General features: G+C 64.4%; 15 protein-coding genes. 7 read left to right on the top strand and 8 right to left on the bottom strand.

Annotated elements, in window-relative coordinates; translation table 11 throughout:
* Positions 1-56: 56 nt before the first annotated feature.
* On the top strand, positions 57-482 hold the full coding sequence (locus tag ACJJV2_RS01630) for an OsmC family protein (RefSeq protein WP_054557233.1): 426 nt from the start codon (positions 57-59) through the stop codon (positions 480-482).
* Positions 483-795: 313 nt separating this feature from the next.
* On the top strand, positions 796-1,590 hold the full coding sequence (gene speD, locus ACJJV2_RS01625) for an adenosylmethionine decarboxylase (RefSeq protein WP_043334620.1): 795 nt from the start codon (positions 796-798) through the stop codon (positions 1,588-1,590).
* Between the two features lie 125 nt (positions 1,591-1,715).
* On the opposite strand, the gene ACJJV2_RS01620 is transcribed toward speD, so the two are convergent.
* The 4 genes from ACJJV2_RS01620 to ACJJV2_RS01605 all read right to left on the bottom strand — a co-directional run bounded on the left by ACJJV2_RS01620 (position 1,716) and on the right by ACJJV2_RS01605 (position 7,152).
* Positions 1,716-2,600, bottom strand: a complete 885-nt coding sequence (locus ACJJV2_RS01620; RefSeq protein ID WP_216060524.1) for an ion transporter — start codon at positions 2,598-2,600, stop codon at positions 1,716-1,718.
* A gap of 141 nt (positions 2,601-2,741) precedes the next feature.
* The gene (locus tag ACJJV2_RS01615) at positions 2,742-3,509 is read right to left on the bottom strand and encodes a hypothetical protein (protein WP_405277854.1); all 768 of its coding nucleotides are present in this window, start codon (positions 3,507-3,509) and stop codon (positions 2,742-2,744) included.
* 79 nt (positions 3,510-3,588) lie between these two features.
* A complete protein-coding gene (gene glnE, locus ACJJV2_RS01610) occupies positions 3,589-6,678 on the bottom strand; it encodes a bifunctional [glutamate--ammonia ligase]-adenylyl-L-tyrosine phosphorylase/[glutamate--ammonia-ligase] adenylyltransferase (RefSeq protein WP_405277852.1) in 3,090 nt (1,029 codons plus the stop codon).
* A 102-nt stretch (positions 6,679-6,780) separates the two neighbouring features.
* Positions 6,781-7,152: a diacylglycerol kinase gene (locus ACJJV2_RS01605; protein ID WP_043334615.1), complete on the bottom strand. Its 372-nt coding sequence runs from the start codon at positions 7,150-7,152 to the stop codon at positions 6,781-6,783.
* 287 nt (positions 7,153-7,439) lie between these two features.
* Here ACJJV2_RS01605 and nhaB point away from each other — a divergent pair, with 287 nt between their 5' ends.
* The gene (gene nhaB, locus ACJJV2_RS01600; RefSeq protein WP_043334613.1) at positions 7,440-8,972 is read left to right on the top strand and encodes a sodium/proton antiporter NhaB; all 1,533 of its coding nucleotides are present in this window, start codon (positions 7,440-7,442) and stop codon (positions 8,970-8,972) included.
* A 234-nt stretch (positions 8,973-9,206) separates the two neighbouring features.
* Positions 9,207-10,184, top strand: a complete 978-nt coding sequence (locus tag ACJJV2_RS01595; protein ID WP_279834640.1) for an oxidoreductase — start codon at positions 9,207-9,209, stop codon at positions 10,182-10,184.
* A 304-nt stretch (positions 10,185-10,488) separates the two neighbouring features.
* Here ACJJV2_RS01595 and dacB read toward each other — a convergent pair whose 3' ends face one another.
* The 3 genes from dacB to ACJJV2_RS01580 all read right to left on the bottom strand — a co-directional run bounded on the left by dacB (position 10,489) and on the right by ACJJV2_RS01580 (position 12,890).
* Positions 10,489-12,039, bottom strand: a complete 1,551-nt coding sequence (gene dacB / locus ACJJV2_RS01590) for a D-alanyl-D-alanine carboxypeptidase/D-alanyl-D-alanine-endopeptidase (RefSeq protein ID WP_347421973.1) — start codon at positions 12,037-12,039, stop codon at positions 10,489-10,491.
* A gap of 67 nt (positions 12,040-12,106) precedes the next feature.
* Entirely contained in the window at positions 12,107-12,436 is a 330-nt protein-coding gene (locus ACJJV2_RS01585; protein WP_043334608.1) for a multidrug efflux SMR transporter, read from the bottom strand.
* A 4-nt stretch (positions 12,437-12,440) separates the two neighbouring features.
* Positions 12,441-12,890 (bottom strand): PACE efflux transporter, encoded by a 450-nt coding sequence (locus ACJJV2_RS01580; protein WP_054557236.1) that lies wholly within the window; start codon positions 12,888-12,890, stop codon positions 12,441-12,443.
* A gap of 141 nt (positions 12,891-13,031) precedes the next feature.
* Between ACJJV2_RS01580 and ACJJV2_RS01575 the strand changes: the two genes are divergently transcribed.
* Positions 13,032-13,958, top strand: coding sequence for a LysR family transcriptional regulator (locus ACJJV2_RS01575; RefSeq protein ID WP_192839139.1), 927 nt, complete (start codon positions 13,032-13,034; stop codon positions 13,956-13,958).
* A 6-nt stretch (positions 13,959-13,964) separates the two neighbouring features.
* On the opposite strand, the gene ACJJV2_RS01570 is transcribed toward ACJJV2_RS01575, so the two are convergent.
* Complete coding sequence (locus ACJJV2_RS01570) at positions 13,965-14,654, bottom strand: tRNA (guanine(46)-N(7))-methyltransferase TrmB (protein ID WP_405277847.1); 690 nt, start codon at positions 14,652-14,654, stop codon at positions 13,965-13,967.
* Positions 14,655-15,120: 466 nt separating this feature from the next.
* On the opposite strand from ACJJV2_RS01570, the gene ACJJV2_RS01565 reads away from it, so the two are divergent.
* Positions 15,121-16,995 (top strand): beta-ketoacyl synthase, encoded by a 1,875-nt coding sequence (locus tag ACJJV2_RS01565; protein WP_405277900.1) that lies wholly within the window; start codon positions 15,121-15,123, stop codon positions 16,993-16,995.
* Positions 16,996-17,222: 227 nt separating this feature from the next.
* The gene (gene coaD / locus ACJJV2_RS01560) at positions 17,223-17,732 is read left to right on the top strand and encodes a pantetheine-phosphate adenylyltransferase (RefSeq protein WP_043334599.1); all 510 of its coding nucleotides are present in this window, start codon (positions 17,223-17,225) and stop codon (positions 17,730-17,732) included.
* The last annotated feature ends 6 nt before the right edge of the window (positions 17,733-17,738 follow it).

Below are 17,738 nucleotides of genomic sequence, written 5' to 3'. Positions count from 1 at the left end.
GCGCCGGGCCGGTGGCGCATCAACGACTTATCAGAAGGAGAAGTTCCGACATGGCAATGAACGCCAGCATCAAATGGACCGATGGTCGCCAGTTCCTCGCCGAATCCGGCAGCGGCCACAGCGTGGTCATGGACGGCAATCCGGACAACGGCGGCCGCAACACCGGTCCGCGTCCGATGGAAATGCTGTTGATGGGTCTGGGCGGCTGCACCAGCTTCGATGTCATCCAGATTCTGGAAAAGGCCCGCCAGCAGGTCACCGACTGTCACGCCGAACTGAGCGCCGAGCGCGCCGATAGCGTGCCGAGCGTGTTCACGAAGATTCACGTCAAGTTCGTGGTCACCGGTCGCAACCTCAAGGAATCCCAGGTCAAGCGTGCCGTCGAGCTGTCCGCCGAGAAGTACTGCAGCGCCTCCCTGATGCTGAGCGCCGGGGGTGTCGAGATCACTCACTCCTACGAAGTCATCGACATCGCGGCCTGATCACGCCTCGCCCTCCCGCCGCTCAAGGCCCCACCGACGGCGGGAGGGAGCGCACCACTGACGACGTCTCGCCAGGATCGGCGGGAATTGTCGCTGGCGTGTCAGCCCTGCCTGTGCATAATACGCCCCTCAAACCGGTCGTCTCACCGGTCGTCTCGTGGCAAAGATGGTACGCAATGCTCCCTGTGAGTCATGCTGCCAGCGCTCGGGACGGGCCTTTCGAGATGTCCTCTTCGGCCCGATGCCTGCCTCTGCCCCATTGCAATGGCGCATCGGATGTCATACCACCCTCCCATTTCAAGGAGGCCTGGACGTGAGCGATCAACTCCGCCTTCACGGGTTCAACAACCTCACCAGTTCGTTGAGCTTCAATATCTACGACATCTGCTACGCGCAGACCGAAGAGCAGCGCACGGCGTATATCGATTATATCGATGAGCTCTACAATGCCGAGCGTCTTACCCAGATCCTCAAGGATGTCACCAACATCATCGGTGCCCACGTGCTGAACATCGCACGCCAGGACTATGAGCCGCATGGCGCCAGCGTGACCATCCTGATCGCCGAGCACGAGCTGGAAGAGCAGGACGTGTCCCAGACCGCGCCGGGCCCGGGCCCGCTGCCGGAAACGGTCGTCGGCCATCTGGACAAGTCTCACGTCACGGTGCACACCTATCCCGAGTCCCACCCGGACAACGGCATCAGCACCTTCCGTCTCGATATCGATGTCTCGACCTGTGGCATGATCAGCCCGCTGAAGGCGCTGAACTATCTGATCCACAGCTTCGATTCCGATATCGTGACCATGGACTACCGTGTGCGTGGCTTCACGCGCGACGTGGATGGCAAGAAGCTGTTCATCGATCACGACATCACCTCCATCCAGGATTACCTGGCGGAAGACACCAAGCGTGCCTACCAGATGGTCGATGTGAACGTGTATCAAGAGAACATGTTCCACACCAAGATGCTGCTCAAGGACTTCGAACTGGACAACTACCTCTTCGGCACCTCGCGTCGCGAGCTGACCTTCGAGGAAGCCACCAACATCGAAGGCCGTCTGCGTCGTGAAATGCTCGAGATCTTCTACTCGCGCAACTTCGACTGATCATCGTCTGCGTCATGCACGGCAGTCGCAGCGCATGTACCTGCTTGCCTGAGGCCTGATGACAGTCCGCAAAAAGCCCCTGACACCTCACGGTGTCAGGGGCTTTTTGTTGCCTGCCTGCCGGTTCAACGTTCGCCGGCGGGGCCCTCCTTGTCTGGCGGAGCGGCATCCCCCAGGCGCTGTTCCATCTCCTCATTCACCTGGCGATGCAGCGCCTCGCGGTGGCGTTCGCGCTCAGCCAGCGACTCGCCCCGCTCCTGCGCGACCTGATCCAGCCGCTCACGCAGCTCGCGCACCTCCGTCGTCAGCTCGCTGATCTGATGATAGAGCGCCCGCGTCATGTCGCGCTGAGCACGCGCTGCGCGGGCCTCCTGCTCGCTGTCATCCTCGATGAAAATCGAGCTGATATAGGCGGCGAAACTCCCGAACAGCCCCACGCCCCCGACCATCAGCAGCACCGCCACCACGCGACCGAGCGTCGTGATGGGATAGTAGTCGCCATAGCCGACGGTGGTCACCGTCACCACCGCCCACCACAGCGCCTCCTCGGCGGTATTGATGGGGCTGTCGGGATTGGGTGTCTCCACCATCAGCATGGTCAAGGCGCCGAACACCACCAGCAACACCGTGGCGGTGGCCGCCGAGGCGAAGACCCCCTCGGCCCGGTTGCGGAACAGCAGCTTCCAGATCATTTCCATCGACTTGATGGCGCGCAGCACCCGCAGCACCTGCACCACGCGAAACAGCCTCGCGCCCTGGAAGAGCCCCGCCGGGATACAGGCCAGCAGGTCGATCCAGCCCCACTTCATGTACTCACGCTTGCTCTTGGCACTGGCGAAGCGCTTGCAGAAATCGATGAAGAAGAACAGACAGACCACATAGTCCATATATTCCAGCAGCCGCTGGACCTGCGGTGACAGCACAAAGACAAGATCCACCACCATGGCGCCGATCACATAGATCGACAGCACCAGGATGAACAGCTGAAAGGGCGTGACGCGTTCCTGCATCCGAAGACTCTCCGTGAGTGGGGCTCTGGAAAGCCTACCCCATCCTCGTCTCCCTGACAGTGTGCAGCCACCGCTGGCGTGCGCCCGAGCACTCACCTGTCTGATGGTTCATGCATCCTTGGGCTCAGGCGCCCGCGCTCATCAAGCCTTGTTGCGCGACTCCTCGTCACTCGGGGGCTGGAAGGTGGACTGCTCGCTGATGTCCTCCCCACTGATGCGATTCAGAAGCTTGCGCAACTTGTGACGCTGCCTGCGTGATGACAGGCGATTGGAATCCCAGCGCTCCGGTACCAGCGCACATTCTCCATTGGCATCGTGCAGGCGGAAGGCACGCTCGACGCCGATCGGATGGTCCTCACTGCCATAGATGCCGATGATGCGCAGTGTCAGGCGCTGGAATTCCAGCTGCTCATTGCTGGGCCAGTGACCATCGAGCGAGATGCCATTGCGGCGCGCCATGCGCTCGATGACTTCAGAGAAAGTCCCGATATGCAGGAAGTCGCCCGAGCCCAGCGGCCCCTGACGCGTGGTATCGGAGATACGCCATTCACTGCTGCTGGAAGCCTCCTGCGCGGGCTGCTCGCTGTCACCGTCCTGCGCATCCTTGCGCTGCTCGTCACCTTCCTGATAGCTGCGTTCGAACTCGGTGACATCCATCAGCAGGCTGCCATGACTGGTATCCAGACGGGCAATGATGTGCTCGATGAAGATCGATTCGGCACTCATGTTGCTGACGATGCACAGACTGTTGATACCCTTGGACTTGCCGCGATTGATCAGCACTCGCGGGCGACGCTGGCGACGGAAGTTGTGATACAGCAGCTGCGCGTAGACCAGCCAGATAAAGAACGAGCCGATACTGGCTATCGCCGAGATGGTTTTCGAGTGATTCGCAATCCACTCCATCATGCTGACCTCCCCTGTCAACGTTGTCTGGTGCACCCTTTCTTGGGGACAACGACAGGGGATTGCGAGCATTGATTTGGCGTTAAACTCCCTCGTGACTGACCTGATCCTCGCCCAGCAGTGACTGCCAGAGGGTGATGACCCGCTCACGGTGGGCGGCAATCACCGGGTGCTGCTCCAGCCGCATCAGGCTGCCGTGCTTCTCCAGCGCCAGGCGATGACTGACATCGCGGTAGGCCAGATAGGCCTCGCGCAGCTCACCGGCCTGCTCGCCCGGCAACCGTCCACAGGACTCGAGGGTTTCCAGCAACCGCATGTTGTCGCTCCACTCGAGCAGAGCAGGCACCTGATGACTCAGCGCCAGCACGCAGTACTGGGCGAGAAACTCGATGTCGACGATGCCGCCGGCGTCCTGCTTGAGATGGAACTGGCCGGCCTCGCGGTCCTTGGCGCTGCTGCCCAGGTGATCACGCATCTTGTGGCGCATGGCGATCACCTCCTGACGCAGCGTCTTCTCGTCCCGCTGCTGACCGAGCACCTCACGGCGCACCTCCTCGAAGGTCAGCGCCAGCGCCGGGTCTCCCGCCACGGCCCGCGCACGCACCAGCGCCTGATGCTCCCAGGTCCAGGCTTGCGTGAGCTGATAGTCCCGGAAGGCCGCCAGACTCGAGACCAGCAGCCCCGAGTTGCCCGACGGGCGCAGGCGCATATCGACCTCGTAGAGCGCACCGGCCGGCGTCACCGCCGTCAGCAGGTGGATGATGCGCTGCCCCAGACGCGTGAAGAACAGCGGGTTGTCCAGCGGCCGCGGGCCATCCGTCTGGCCCTTGCTGGCCGCATCATGCAGGAAGACGAGATCCAGATCCGAGCCATAGCCCAGCTCGATGCCACCCAGCTTGCCGTAGCCGACGATCACGAAGCTGCCACTCAGGCTGTCGCCGGTGATCGGCTGGCCATCGCGCCCGATGGGGAAGCCATGCTTGCGGGTAAGGGTCTTCCACGCCATCGCCAGCACCTGTTCCAGCACCACCTCGGCGATGAAGGTCAGATAGTCGCTGACCTTCATCAGCGGGCGGGCACCGGCGATATCGGAGGCCGCCACGTGCAGCACCTGGGCATGGCGGAACACCCGCAAGGCCTCGAGCAGCGCTTCTTCATCATCTTCGGGAATGCGCGACAGTGCGGTGCGCAGCTCATCGGCGAGACGCGTCTTGTCGGCGGGTGAGTACAGGTTATGCGGGTGCAGCAGCTCGTCGAGCAACACCGGATAGCGCGCCAGCTGCTCGGCGATCCACGGGCTGGCCGCACACAGGCGCATCAACTGCGCCAGCGCATCCGGGTTCTCGCGCAGCAGCGCCAGATAGGCCGTCCGGCGTAGCACCGCCTCGATCAGCGGCAACACGCGCTCCAGCACTCGGCTGGCATCGTGCTCGCCGGGCTTCTCGGGGTCGCCCGCCGCCGAGCCCAGCGCCTGCAGCAATGGCGGCATCAGCGCATCGAGACGATCAAAGCCAATACGCTGCATGCCCTGCACTGCACGTGACCGCCGCAGGCTGTCGAGACGCCGGAAACTCTCGGCCGCACTCTCAAAGCCGCTCTCGGCGAGCAGTGCCTCGCCCTCCTCGGCCGTCAGCTCGCCGCGCCACAGTGCTCGCCACTCATCCAGCGCCTGCTGGCCTTCGCCCTGCTCGGCCTCGTCGTCTTCCGGCGCGGCGATCACGTTGTCGAAGTGATGGCGGATGCGCGTGCGCACCTCTTCCAGACGCGCGGTGAGCGCCTCCCAATCGGGCAGCTTCATGGCCAGCGCGAGACGCTCGCGGCCCAGCGGGTCCAGCGGCAATGTCTGGGTCTGGCGGTCGGCCTGCGCCTGCAGGGCGTGTTCGAGATCGCGCAGGAAGACGTAGTCCGGCACCAGCTCATCCACGACCGCCTGCGGCAGCAAGCCCAGGGCTGGCAGGCGCGCAAAGGCCTGCTTGAGTGAAGTGACCTGCAATTCCGACTCACGTCCGCCCCGAATCAGCTGGAAGGCCTGAGCAACGAACTCCACCTCGCGAATGCCACCGGAGCCGAGCTTGATGTTGTCGGACAGCCCGCGCCGCTTGACCTCGCGATTGATCATCGCCTTCATCTCGCGCAGCGACTCGATGGCGCCGAAATCCAGATACTTGCGATAGACGAAGGGCCGCAGGTGCGCGATCAGGCGCTCGCCGGCAGCGACGCTGCCCGCCACCGGGCGCGCCTTGAGCATCGCGTAACGCTCCCATTCGCGGCCCTGATCCTGATAGTAGCTGGCCAGCATCGAGAAACTGCCGACCAGTGGCCCGCCGTCCCCCAGCGGACGCAGCCGCATGTCGACGCGAAACACGAAGCCATCGGCGGTCATCGCGTCCAGCGCGGCAATCAGCTTCTGGCCGAGACGCGTGAAATATTCCTGATGATCCAATGACTTGCGACCGCCCGATGTCTCGCCCTTGTCGGGGAAGGCGAAGATCAGATCGATATCGGAGGAGAGGTTGAGCTCGCCGGCGCCCAGCTTGCCCATGCCGAGCACCACCAGCCGCTGCGGCTCGCCGAAGCGGTCCGGCGCGGGGCGGCCGTAACGCGGCTCAAGCGAGGCTTCCAGCCAGCCAAGCGCGCCCTCGAGGGTGACTTCGGCGAGGTGCGAGACCGCCGCCGCGGTCTGCCACATGTCGGCGCCGTTGAGGTCGCGCCACACGATGCCCAGCATGCGCAGCTGGCGGAAGCGCCGCAGCACCTGCTGCATCGCCTTCTCATCTTCGGCACTGGTGAGACCGGCGGCGAGGCTCTCAGTGAGCTGCGCGACCGGCAAGGCGCGCTCCAGCTCGCCACTCTCGAGCAGCTCGGACAGCAGTTCAGGGCGGCGGCACAACGTCTCCAGCGCGAAGTCGGACAGCGTGATCAGACGTCCCAGCTGGCTGCGCTGACGCTCATCGAGGGCCAGGAAGGTCGCAAGCGGAGAGCTGTCATCGCCACGCATCTCGCTGAGGTTCTCAGCCTGGGTCAGGCTCTCTTCGAGACGCTCCTGGGCGGCGCACAAGGCGCTCTCGAGCGTGGCACGGCTGTCAGCCGACTGCTCGGCCAGCAGCGATGACGGCGCAAGGAAATCAGCGGGCAACAGTGGGCGGGACTGCGCGGGGGATGGCTGGGGCATGGTCGTCTCCTTCGATCCAGCCCTCAGCATAACGGAGGCCGCAGGCACATGACACGGCCCTGCCCGCCGACCCTTCCATTGATGAGATCGGGGCGAAGTCGCTCAGCCGAACAGCTTGTCGTAGAGCAAGGTGCCCCAGGTCAGGCCGGCGAAGATCAGGCTGATCATCACCGCCGCCGAGCCCATGTCCTTGGCGCGCCCGGACAGCTCATGGAATTCCGGGCCGATGCGGTCAATCGCGGATTCCACCGCCGAGTTGAGCAGTTCGACCATCAGCACGATCAGCGTGGAGCCGACCAGCAGCAGCCACTCGACATGCGAGTCGCCGATCCACCAGGCAAACGGCAGCAGCAAGGCGCACAGCACGATCTCCTGGCGGAAGGCCTCTTCGTTGCTCCAGGCGGCCTTGAGGCCCTTGAGCGAGTAACGCGCGGAATGCTTGAGGTGGGTCAAGCCGGTATGCCGTGATTTCATCTTCGGGTCTCGTACAGAAGCAGCACGGAGGCTGCAAAGGCCGATCTTTCAATCGGACGACGTCTGCCAGCAGCACGCCTCGGGAGAGCTCGCAGCACACCGGCCAGCGACAGCGCAGCGCTGCCTGCGCGATTTTCACGACCAAAGGCTACCCGAGACCTCATCGACGGGCGTGCTCTAATACCGCCAGGCGCTCGATGACGGCGGCGATGATAGCAAAGCACGCGCTGAAGCGGCATTGCCGATCCCGTCCTCCAACAACAACAAATCAACGCCGGGAACTGCCCATGCCTTCGCTATCACACGACACACGCCAGACGCTCAGCCGCGGACTGGCGCGCAACTTCCTCGGCCAGTCGCCACGCTGGTACAAGCAGTTGATGTGCCTGTTTCTGATCACCAATCCGCTGCTGCTGTGGTTCAGCGGTCCGCAAGGTGGCGTGATCGTCGGCTGGCTGCTGCTGGGGGAATTCATCTTCACGCTGGCGATGGCGCTCAAGTGCTATCCCCTCCAGCCAGGCGGTCTGCTGGCACTGGAGGCCGTCGTCATCGGCATGGCCTCGCCGGAGGCCATCATGCAGGAGATGGAGCGCAACCTGCCGGTGATCCTGCTGCTGATGTTCATGGTGGCCGGCATCTACTTCATGAAGCCGCTGCTGCTGTATGCCTTCACCAAGATCATCCTCGGCGTGCGCTCCAAGACCTGGCTGTCGCTGATGTTCTGTCTCTCCAGCGCCCTGCTGTCCGCCTTTCTCGATGCCTTGACGGTGACGGCGGTGATCATCGGCATCGCGGTGGGCTTCTACTCCGTCTACCACAAGGTGGCCTCGGGCAAGCATTTCGATACCCAGCATGACCATGCCAACGATGTCAGCGTCGAGGCCGTGCACAGTGAAGATCTCGAGGATTTCCGCGGCTTTCTGCGCTCGCTGTTGATGCATGGCGCGGTGGGAACCGCGCTGGGAGGCGTCAGCACCATGATCGGCGAGCCTCAGAATCTGGTGATCGCCAAGGCCGCCGAATGGGACTTCATCGACTTCTTCCTCGCCATGGCGCCGGTCACCGTGCCGACCTTCTTCGCCGGCCTCGCCCTGTGCGTGCTGCTGGAGCGTGGCCGCTGGTTCGGCTACGGCCAGCGCCTGCCCGCCAGCGTACGACGCATTCTCGAGGATTATGACCATCATCAGGACTCAAGGCGCACGCCGCGGGAACGCGCCGCGCTGATCGTGCAGGCCGTGGTGGCCGTGCTGCTCGTACTGGCGCTGGCACTGCATATGGCAGAAGTCGGGCTGATCGGGCTGGCAGTGATCATCCTGCTGACCGCCGGCAACGGCATCACCGATGAGCATCAGATCGGCCGCGCCTTCCAGGAATCGCTGCCCTTCACCTCGCTGCTGGTGGTGTTCTTCACCATCGTCGCGGTCATCCACGAACAGCATCTGTTCCAGCCGTTCATCCAGTGGGTACTGAGTCTGCCCATCGAGGAACAGGCCGGCGCGCTATTCCTGGCCAACGGGCTGCTCTCGGCCATCTCGGACAATGTCTTCGTGGCCACGGTGTACATCACCCAGGTCAAGAACGAGTTCGTGGCCGGCAATATCAGCCGCGAGCACTTCCATGCGCTGGCGGTCGCGGTGAACACCGGCACCAACCTGCCCAGCGTTGCGACTCCCAATGGCCAGGCGGCGTTCCTGTTCCTGCTCACCTCCGCCATCGCGCCACTGGTCAGGCTCTCCTACGGGCGCATGGTGTGGATGGCGCTACCCTACACGGTACTGATGACGCTGGTCGGGCTGGCCACCGTGCGCAGCTTCATCTAGCCAGCGCCTTGACGAGAGCCTTGACGAGAGCCTTCCGCCAGCGCCGCCTGTTACCGGGGCCAGCCGCACCTCCGGCAGGCCCCGGTTGCGTCAGTCTCATCCCAATGTCGATATCCCGAGGCTTCCCCACAGCGTCGCTTGCAGGCACTGTGAGGTGACGCGTCTCGATCAGACGCCGTGACACCTTCAAGCAGGAAGACCGCCAATACCCACGCCATCCACAAGGAGACAGCCATGTCCCGCGCACTGATGCTGCACGAAGAGACACCTCGCGCCCGAGTCGTCGACCTTTCCGATGATCAGCTACCTGACCTGCCTGTCACGGTGGCCATCGAGCGTTCCGGACTCAACTACAAGGACGCGTTGGCCATCACCGGCCGTGGCAAGATCGTTCGCGAGCTGCCCTTCGTGCCGGGCATCGATTTCGCGGGACGCGTCGAAGCCTCCGACTCGCCGGACTATCAGCCGGGCGATGAGGTCCTCCTGACCGGCTGGGGCGTGGGTGAGCGCCATTGGGGTGGCCTGGCCGAGCGCATGCGCGTCAAGCCCGAGTGGCTGGTCAAGCGCCCTGCCAATCTGAGCGCCGAGCAGGCCATGGCCTTCGGCACCGCCGGCCTGACCGCCATGCTGTGCGTGATGCGTCTCGAGGAGGCCGGCCTGACACCCGAACAGGGCCCGGTGATCGTCACCGGCGCCACCGGCGGGGTCGGCAGCTGGGCCGTGCAGATGCTGGCCGGGCAAGGCTTCGAGGTTCACGCGGTCAGCGGCAAGGCCGAGCAGCGCGAATGGCTCGAGTCACTGGGCGCGAGCGAAGTCCATCTGCGCAGTGATTTCGAGGACAAGGGCCGTCCGCTGGAAAAGAGCCGCTGGGCAGGCGCCGTGGATACCGCCGGTGGCCAGGTGCTGGCCAATCTGCTGGCGCAGATGAATTACGATGGCAAGGTGGCGGCCGTGGGCCTCGCGGCGGGCGCCGACCTGCCCACCAGCGTGATGCCGTTCATCCTGCGCGGTGTCTCGTTGTTGGGCGTCGATAGCGTCATGATCAACGCCGAACGCCGGCAAAAGGTCTGGCAGCGTCTGGCCGACCTGCCGGACGAGATGCACGCCCAGATGCAGCTCGAGACGGTCGGTCTGGAAGGCCTCGCCGAACGCGCCGAGGCGATGATCGACGGACGCGTCAGCGGTCGCGTGCTGCTCGACCCGACGCGCTGAAGACACTCGACGCACGACCCGCGACGGAAAATTTGCCCTCGCAGCGCAAAAAACGCTTCAAGCCCTTGATTGTTGCGGTGCAATAGCGATTTTGGCGTTAGCCAACGCCGTCACACAACGCTATGCTCTTGTTATCTCGTTGCGCCCTGTCGAGCGTCCCGAGTGCCCTCCCCTCAGCCATGCCGGGCGTGTGGAGGACCACCCCGCCTTCGGGCGGGGTTTTTTGTGTCTGTCACTCAGACCATGAACACGAAAGCCCCGCCGATTGGCGGGGCTTTCGTGTCATGCGCTCGCGATCAGGAGCTCAGTTACGCTCGATCATCGCGGTCAGGTCCTCGGCGACCGGATCCAGCACCTGCGGCCAAGACAGATAAGGCACCGCCGCCCGGCCATTGACCATCACCGCGAAGGCGCCCCAGCGGCCACTTTGCGTGCGGAAGTATCCCGAGATGGCGCGCACCGGCACCGGGTTGTTGAGCGTGCCCGTCTTGACCATCACGTGATTGCGGAAGGTCTCGCTGCCACGCCGGATGAAGCGCATCGGGCCATTGACCGGAGCCTGCAGGCCCGCCACGAAGGTGGGGAACAGCGCCGGGCGGTGATACATGCTGTCGAGCAACGCCACCAGCCCACTGACGCTAGTGCGGTTCTGTGAGGTCAGGCCGCTGCCGGAATACATCGTCAGCGGGCCGTGACCGGGAATCGCGCTGGCGAAGGTCTCGAGCTTGGCGCCGCCCTGGCGCAAGGTGGCCTGACTGCCGCCGACCAGCGCCAGCGTCAGCTGGTCCGCCATGAAGTTGTTGGAGTAGTTGAGCATGCGCGTCAGCAACTCCTGCATCGGCTTGCCTTCGACGCTACCGAGCTGCGCGGCGCTGGAGGGCGGCGCCGTCGAGGTGATGTCCACCCCGCCGGTCACCGTTATCCCGGCGCGCGCCAGGATGTCACGCATCAGCTCACCGGTGTACAGCGCAGGATTGGAGACGGCGCGGTAGATGCTGCGCGGCTGGCTGTCGGCGGCGATGGTGCCAGTGACGACCAGCGTATCGCGACCGTTGCTGGTGGTGCGCCGGGCATTGATGGCGCTCTTGCCCCCCGCGCCGACCGTGGTGACCTGGTTGTCGAAGATCTCGGTGGGCTGGGTGGTGTCGCAGCTGGCCAGTCGCGCCGGCGCCTGACTGCCCGCACCCGGCATCACCTTCACGCACCAGCTGGCATAGTTGCTGGCCGCGGACGACAGCAGCGCATCATAGGCATTGCTGGAACGCCGCGAGGCATTGCAGCGATCGGTACTGATGCAGGGCACCGGCCCGAAACGCCACTGACTGATCAACAGGCGCCCTTCGACGCGGCGGATGCCCCGAAAGCGCAGCTCCTCGGTCAGACGCCACAGCTCTTCACTGGTCAGCGCCGGGTCGCCGCTGCCCTCGAGCACCAGGTCACCGGTCAAGACGCCGCCGCTGATCGTGCCAGTGCTGCGCAGACGCGTGGAGAAACGGTACTGCGGGCCGAAACGGTCCAGCGCCGCACCGGCGATATAGAGCTTGGAAAGCGAGGCAGGCGTCAGTTGCTGGTCGGGATTGACCGAGGCCAGCGTCTCGCCGGTATCGAGCATGCGCGCCTGGGCGCTGACGATGAAGCCCTTGTCAGTCAGTCGCGTCAGGTTGTCAAAGCCCGCCGCCTGCGCCGGGCCCGCCACGACAAGCGTCGTACCGGCCGCCATGGCCAGTCGGCGCAGCGAGCGCGTGAAACGCAGCGACTTGCCCGCTGCTACGGGGCGCGCTGCCTTCAGCAAGGGCAACAGGGGAGACAGTCGGGAGGGTCGCGCAGAGGTCGGTGCAGTGCGAAATAGGGGCATGAGGCATCCAGTGACGTCGTCGGTGAGCATCCATGTCACAGCCGGAAGGCGCCGTGATGCCCCTAGCTTAATGAGGACTGGCGCTGGAAAACAGATGCAGGACGGCGACACCGCCCACGATCATCGCCAACCCCAGGATGGCCGGCAGGTCCGGCATCTCGCGATAGACCACCGCACCGAACACGGTGACCAGCACGATGCCGAGCCCGGACCACACCGCATAGGTCACGCCCAGCGGCAGATCACGCAGTACCAGCGTCAGGAAATAGAAGGCGATGCCGTAGCCCACCACCACGATCACGCTGGGGCCGAGTCGCGAAAAGGACTCGGAGGCCTTGAGCGCGCTGGTCGCGATGACCTCCGCCAGTATGGCCACTGCCAGGAAGACATAACTCATCGAATCACCTCGTATTGTGGGGGGCCAGCTGCTGCTCACGCGCGGCCTTGCGCGCCAGCAGACGACTCATCACGGCATCGAACAGCGGATTGAAGATCATGGCCCAGACCAGGAAGAAGGCAACGAAGCCCAGATCCAGCAGCAATGCCTGCCACAGCCCCAGGTCGAGCCAGGCGGCCACGATGAAGACGGTCACCAATACCAGGCCGAGCTCGAAGCCGAGTGCCTGAGCGATGCGCTGGGTCGCGCTGCGCTGGCGGGTCGGCACCCAGCGGTCGAACATCCAGTTCCAGACCGTACTCCAGATCACCGCCAGTGTGGACATCACCACCGCCAGGCTGCCCATGCTCGCCAGGTCATGCCCCGTGACCAGTGCCGACAGCGGCGCCACGAGCAGGATGCCGCCCAATTCCAGCAATCCTGCCTGGGCCAGACGTTCTTTCTTGGAACGCATGTCATACCTCCTCTCGATCACCGCGCGTGATGCCGGATGGGCTGAACGACGCGGATGGAGGAGGCATTCTAGAGAGATACAAGATGGTTTAAAGTTGGTATCCATCTATTATTCAGATGGATCAAGGCGCGAGGCGAGGCAATGAACTGGACACTGGAGCAACTGCAGACACTGCGCTGCGTGGCGGAGACGGGCTCGTTCTCGGCGGCGGCGCGGCGTCTGGGTCGCGCGCAGTCCGCGGTCAGCACCGCCATCGCCAATCTGGAGCTGGACCTGGGCTGCGAGCTGTTCGATCGCCGCCCTCGTACGCCGGTGCTGACGCCCGCGGGCGAGGCCATGCTGCATGAAGCCAACAGCGTGCTGATGCAGTGCCAGCGCCTGGAGGCACGCGCCCGTACCCTCAGCCAGGGGCTGGAAGCCAGCCTGACGCTGGCGATCGATGAGGCGCTGGTAGAAATGCCGCCGGTGATGGCGGTGCTGGAAAAGATGGCGGTGCAATACCCGACGCTGACGCTGAATCTGCTCAATGGCGCGCAGGATGAGGTGGCCCGCTGGGTGGAGCAGCACCAGGCCAATCTCGGCATCCTGTTCTATCAGCCGCTGGGTGTCATGGCGCTGGAGCGCGAGGCGCTGGGGCGATTGGAGCAGGTGCTGATCGTGGCACGCGATCACCCGCTGGCGCAGCTCGAGAGCCCGACCCACAGCGATCTGGCCGATCACCGCCAGCTGATGATCGGCCAACGCCAGCAACTGGAACCCGGCCACGAGGGGCCACGCTCACAGCGCTTCTGGCAGCTCAACAGCTTCTATGCCATGGCTGAGCTTACGACGCGCGGACTGGGCTGGGCGCAGGTTCCGCGCCATATCGCCCACTACCCGCCCTTCCAGCAGCGCCTGAAGATTCTGGACTTGAGCGCGCTGGGCGCCACCGCCGACATCGATATCGAACTGATCTCGCGCCGCGACAGCCCTCGTGGCCCCGCGGCCAGCTGGCTGCGCCAGTCACTGCGCGACACCTTCCACAACAGCCACGCCGCTATCGCCAACCAGAACCTGCCACCGGCGTGATTCGCGTCAGACCTGCAGCGGGTAGCGCTCGGGCGTGTGTTCCAGCTGGCATTCGAGTCGCCACAGCACCTGGCCAGACTCGTGATACTTGCGCTCGAAGTGCGTCAGATAATCGCCCTGCGGCTCGAAGCCGTGCGCCGCCACCTCGACACCGGTGGCATGCCCGATGGCCTGGGCGAATTCCCGGGCGTAGATCTCCCAGTTGGTGCGCAGCTCAAGCTGACCGCCCAGCGCCATGATGATCGGAAATACCGGGTGGCCCTGCCAGCGCATCTTGAGATGACGCGCCTTGGGATAAGGATTGGGGTACAGCAGGGTGTGATGCGCAGGTGCCCAGCCCGCGGCGAGCGCCAGGCGCCAGAAGTCGACGAGGTCTGCGCGCACCAGCAAGGCGTTGTCCGGCAGCTCGCCATGCTTGCGACTGAGACGGTCTTCGCTGCGGTCCACGCCGATGACGGCATGGTCCGGATGCGCCAGTGCCAGCTGGCGAGTCGATCGCCCGACGCCGCAGCCACTGTCCAGCCACAGGGGCTTCGCCTGAGCCGACAACCACTGTTGCGCTTGCAGGAACGCTTCGCGGGTATGTTCCGCCACGGGTTTGCGCAGCGGATGCGCCATCGCACGGCGCACGCGACGCTCGATATCCTCGTGGGGGCCGGTCTGGGGAGAATCGATCTGGCGGGAGTTGGCGTACATCAGCAGTTCCGATAGCAACGGGCAGGAAAATCACGCGCGGAGTCTAGCAGATGCGCCTGCATCGGGCTGCGCCATGTGGCGTACAGCCCATCCGGGGCCGGCGGCGCAGGAAGGTCTGGGCACAAAAAAAGGCGCCTGCCTCGCGGCACGCGCCTACACCAACTCAAACAGCCACGACAGAATGGCAGCTTGCGATTCGAAAATCAAACAAACGTTTAATCACGGTCATGCCGTGCCACGACGAGTACAAAAACAGGCCGGCGAGACTCGCACTGAGCGCAGAGATATCGCACAGTGTTCGCAGCAAGCGCTCGCGTAGAGGCAGGGGTGCATGACGCCTGTATTGAGGGGGTGTTATCATCCGCCCATCATTTGGACGAATATCCGCAGAGGTATCGCCCAGACCAACGACTCACAGTATTTTTACGAGGAAAGCGGCTTGTCACACTTACCGGTGATCGTCGGCATGGGCGGCGTCAATGCCGCCGGCAGAACTTCGGGCCATCAGGCGTTCCGACGCACGGTGCTCGACTCCCTGCCGGAGACAGACCGTCAAGAGACCCTGCTGGGTCTCGCGTCGCTCATGAACCTCGCCCGCTGCGATGATCAGGGCCAGTGGTTCGATGCCGAAGGCCAGCCCGCCGAGGCTCAGGCGCTTGCGGAGCGTCTGGCAGACCAGGTGCTGTCCCACACCCTGATTCGTCGCATTGAAGACGAGCGCTTCAACGCGACCGGCATTCCTGCCAATCGTCAGTCAAAGCTGACGCTGGGCCAGGACTTGACCTTCACGCTGCGCAGCCGCCAGCTGCCGGAACAGCCGCCCGCTGACTGGCAGATCCGCGAGCTGGACAACCGTCATGTCGAAGTCACGGTACCGGCCGGCGAATTCGATGTCCTGCTGCCCGATCATCGTCAGGCGCTGGTGCGTGCCGCGGGTCAGCTGCCCAGTGGCTTCGCGCCGGAGCAGCTCTATCGCAGCGTGCATCACCCGCGCGGCCTGTCGATGACCATCTTCGGTGCCAGCGATTGCCTCGGCGACAGCGGCCTGGACTGGGATGCGCTGCGCGATAGCCTCGATCCGGACGATATTGCCGTCTACGCCGGCAATTCCATCGGCCAGATGGACGCCGAAGGCTGGGGCGGACTGATGAAGTCCTTCGTGGCCGGCGAGCGCGCCACCTCCAAGCAGATGCCGCTGGGCTATGCCCAGATGCCCGCCGACTTCCTCAATGCCTACGTGCTGGGCAATGTCGGCGGCGCCGGTGCCGCAATGGGCGCCTGCGCAAGCTTCCTCTACAACCTGAAGCTGGGCCTGAATGACATCCGCAGCGGCCGTCGCCGTGTGGTGATGGTCGGCACCGCCGATGCGCCGATCACGCCGGAGGTCATCGAGGGCTTCCGCAGCATGGGCGCCCTGGCCGATGACGAGAGCCTCAAGGCCCTCGACGCGCTGGAAGTGCTTACCGACAGCGATTACCAGAAGGCCTGTCGCCCGTTCGCGCGCAACTGTGGCTTCACCATCGCGGAAGCGACCCAGTTCGTGATCCTGATGGCGGATGATCTGGCGCTGGACGCCGGCGCTCGCATCATCGGCAGCGTGCCGGACGTGTTCGTCAATGCCGACGGCTGGAAGCGCTCCATCTCGGCACCCGGCGTCGGCAACTACATCACGCTGAGCAAGGCGGTGGCGCTGGCGCGCGATATCGTCGGCGATGAAGGCGTGCGCCAGCGCAGCTTCGTGCACGCCCATGCCACCTCCACGCCGAAGAACCGCACCACCGAGTCCCACGTGCTCAATGAAGTGGCTCGCGCCAACGACATCCAGGCCTGGCCTGTGGTGGCGGTAAAATCCTTCGTCGGCCACAGCCAGGGCAGTGCCGCGGGCGATCAGGCGGTGTCGGCGCTCGGCAGCATGGCGACCGGCATTCTGCCGGGCATCCCGACGCTGGATGCCATCGCCGATGACGTGCATCACAGCCACCTCGACATCCGCCGCGAGGCGCGCGAGTTCACCGCAGACGTCGCCTTCATCAATGCCAAGGGCTTCGGTGGCAACAACGCCAGTGGCGTGGTGCTGTCGGCAGACGTCACGCTGAAGTTGCTGGCGGCGCGACATGGTGAGGAGGCACTGGCCGCCTGGCGTGAACGCAGCGGTCTCTGCGAGCAGCGTCGCGTCGACTATCTGGACAAGGCACAGCGCGGCGAATTCACGCCGACCTATCGCTTCGGTGAAGGTGTGCTCGAAGGTCCGGAGCTGGAGATCACGGATCGCGAGATCCGTATCCCCGGCTATGCGAAGCCCGTCTCGCTCAATGTCGACAACCCCTTCGGTTCGCTGTAAGCCAGGCTCGCTGCAAGACCGGCTCGCTACCCCTCCCGGGTTGCGCACTCGCTGACGAATCCCCTCCCGCGACTGGCAAGCCGCGCGAGGGGTTCTACACTCGGCGTACCGGGGGAGCCGGCGGCGCGACAGCCACTGCGTCCCGGCCTTCTGCGGCTCCTCATCCTTCGTCGTCCACTGCAGCCGGTCACCAGGCTGACCCGCTGCCGACAGAGCTCGAGTTCGTCATGCCCAAGAACATTGCCGTCTATCCCGGCACCTTCGACCCGATCACCAATGGCCATACCGACCTGATCGAGCGCGGCGCCCGCCTGTTCGACAAGGTGGTGGTCGCGGTGGCTTACAGCCCCAGCAAACGCCCCGCGCTGCCGCTGGAGATGCGCATCGATCTGGCGCGCCGGATTCTGGCGCATCTCGACAATGTCGAGGTCATCGGTTTCAGCTGCCTGCTGACAGAGCTGCTTGAGCAGCAGAATGCGCGTATCATTCTGCGCGGCCTGCGTGCGGTCTCCGACTTCGAGTACGAACTGCAGCTGGCCAACATGAACCGGGCCCAGGCACCGCACGTCGATAGCCTGTTCCTGACCCCGGAATTACAGAACTCCTACATTTCATCGACCATCGTGCGCGAGATATCGCGTCATGGCGGTGATGTGTCGCGTCTGGTGCATCCGCTGGTGGCCGAGACCCTCGCCCGGCATTTCTCCGCTACCGACGACGACACTGCCACAAGCTGAGGACAG

The sequence above is a fragment of the Cobetia sp. Ld8 genome, assembly GCF_045066615.1.
Lineage (GTDB): Bacteria > Pseudomonadota > Gammaproteobacteria > Pseudomonadales > Halomonadaceae > Cobetia > Cobetia amphilecti.
Note: the sequence above shows the minus strand (reverse complement) of the source record. Positions and strands in the feature narration are given on the sequence as shown.

Excerpts from the sequence above, each read along its gene's own strand:
- ACJJV2_RS01615 (WP_405277854.1), bottom strand. The coding sequence starts at position 3,509 with ATGATGGAGTGGATTGCGAATCACTCGAAAACCATCTCGGCGATAGCC.
- ACJJV2_RS01605 (WP_043334615.1), bottom strand. The coding sequence starts at position 7,152 with ATGAAATCACGGCATACCGGCTTGACCCACCTCAAGCATTCCGCGCGT.
- coaD (WP_043334599.1), top strand. The coding sequence starts at position 17,223 with ATGCCCAAGAACATTGCCGTCTATCCCGGCACCTTCGACCCGATCACC.
- dacB (WP_347421973.1), bottom strand. The coding sequence starts at position 12,039 with ATGCCCCTATTTCGCACTGCACCGACCTCTGCGCGACCCTCCCGACTG.
- ACJJV2_RS01570 (WP_405277847.1), bottom strand. The coding sequence starts at position 14,654 with ATGTACGCCAACTCCCGCCAGATCGATTCTCCCCAGACCGGCCCCCAC.
- nhaB (WP_043334613.1), top strand. The coding sequence starts at position 7,440 with ATGCCTTCGCTATCACACGACACACGCCAGACGCTCAGCCGCGGACTG.
- ACJJV2_RS01580 (WP_054557236.1), bottom strand. The coding sequence starts at position 12,890 with ATGCGTTCCAAGAAAGAACGTCTGGCCCAGGCAGGATTGCTGGAATTG.
- ACJJV2_RS01595 (WP_279834640.1), top strand. The coding sequence starts at position 9,207 with ATGTCCCGCGCACTGATGCTGCACGAAGAGACACCTCGCGCCCGAGTC.
- ACJJV2_RS01585 (WP_043334608.1), bottom strand. The coding sequence starts at position 12,436 with ATGAGTTATGTCTTCCTGGCAGTGGCCATACTGGCGGAGGTCATCGCG.
- ACJJV2_RS01630 (WP_054557233.1), top strand. The coding sequence starts at position 57 with ATGAACGCCAGCATCAAATGGACCGATGGTCGCCAGTTCCTCGCCGAA.
- ACJJV2_RS01620 (WP_216060524.1), bottom strand. The coding sequence starts at position 2,600 with ATGCAGGAACGCGTCACGCCCTTTCAGCTGTTCATCCTGGTGCTGTCG.
- ACJJV2_RS01565 (WP_405277900.1), top strand. The coding sequence starts at position 15,121 with ATGGGCGGCGTCAATGCCGCCGGCAGAACTTCGGGCCATCAGGCGTTC.
- ACJJV2_RS01575 (WP_192839139.1), top strand. The coding sequence starts at position 13,032 with ATGAACTGGACACTGGAGCAACTGCAGACACTGCGCTGCGTGGCGGAG.
- glnE (WP_405277852.1), bottom strand. The coding sequence starts at position 6,678 with ATGCCCCAGCCATCCCCCGCGCAGTCCCGCCCACTGTTGCCCGCTGAT.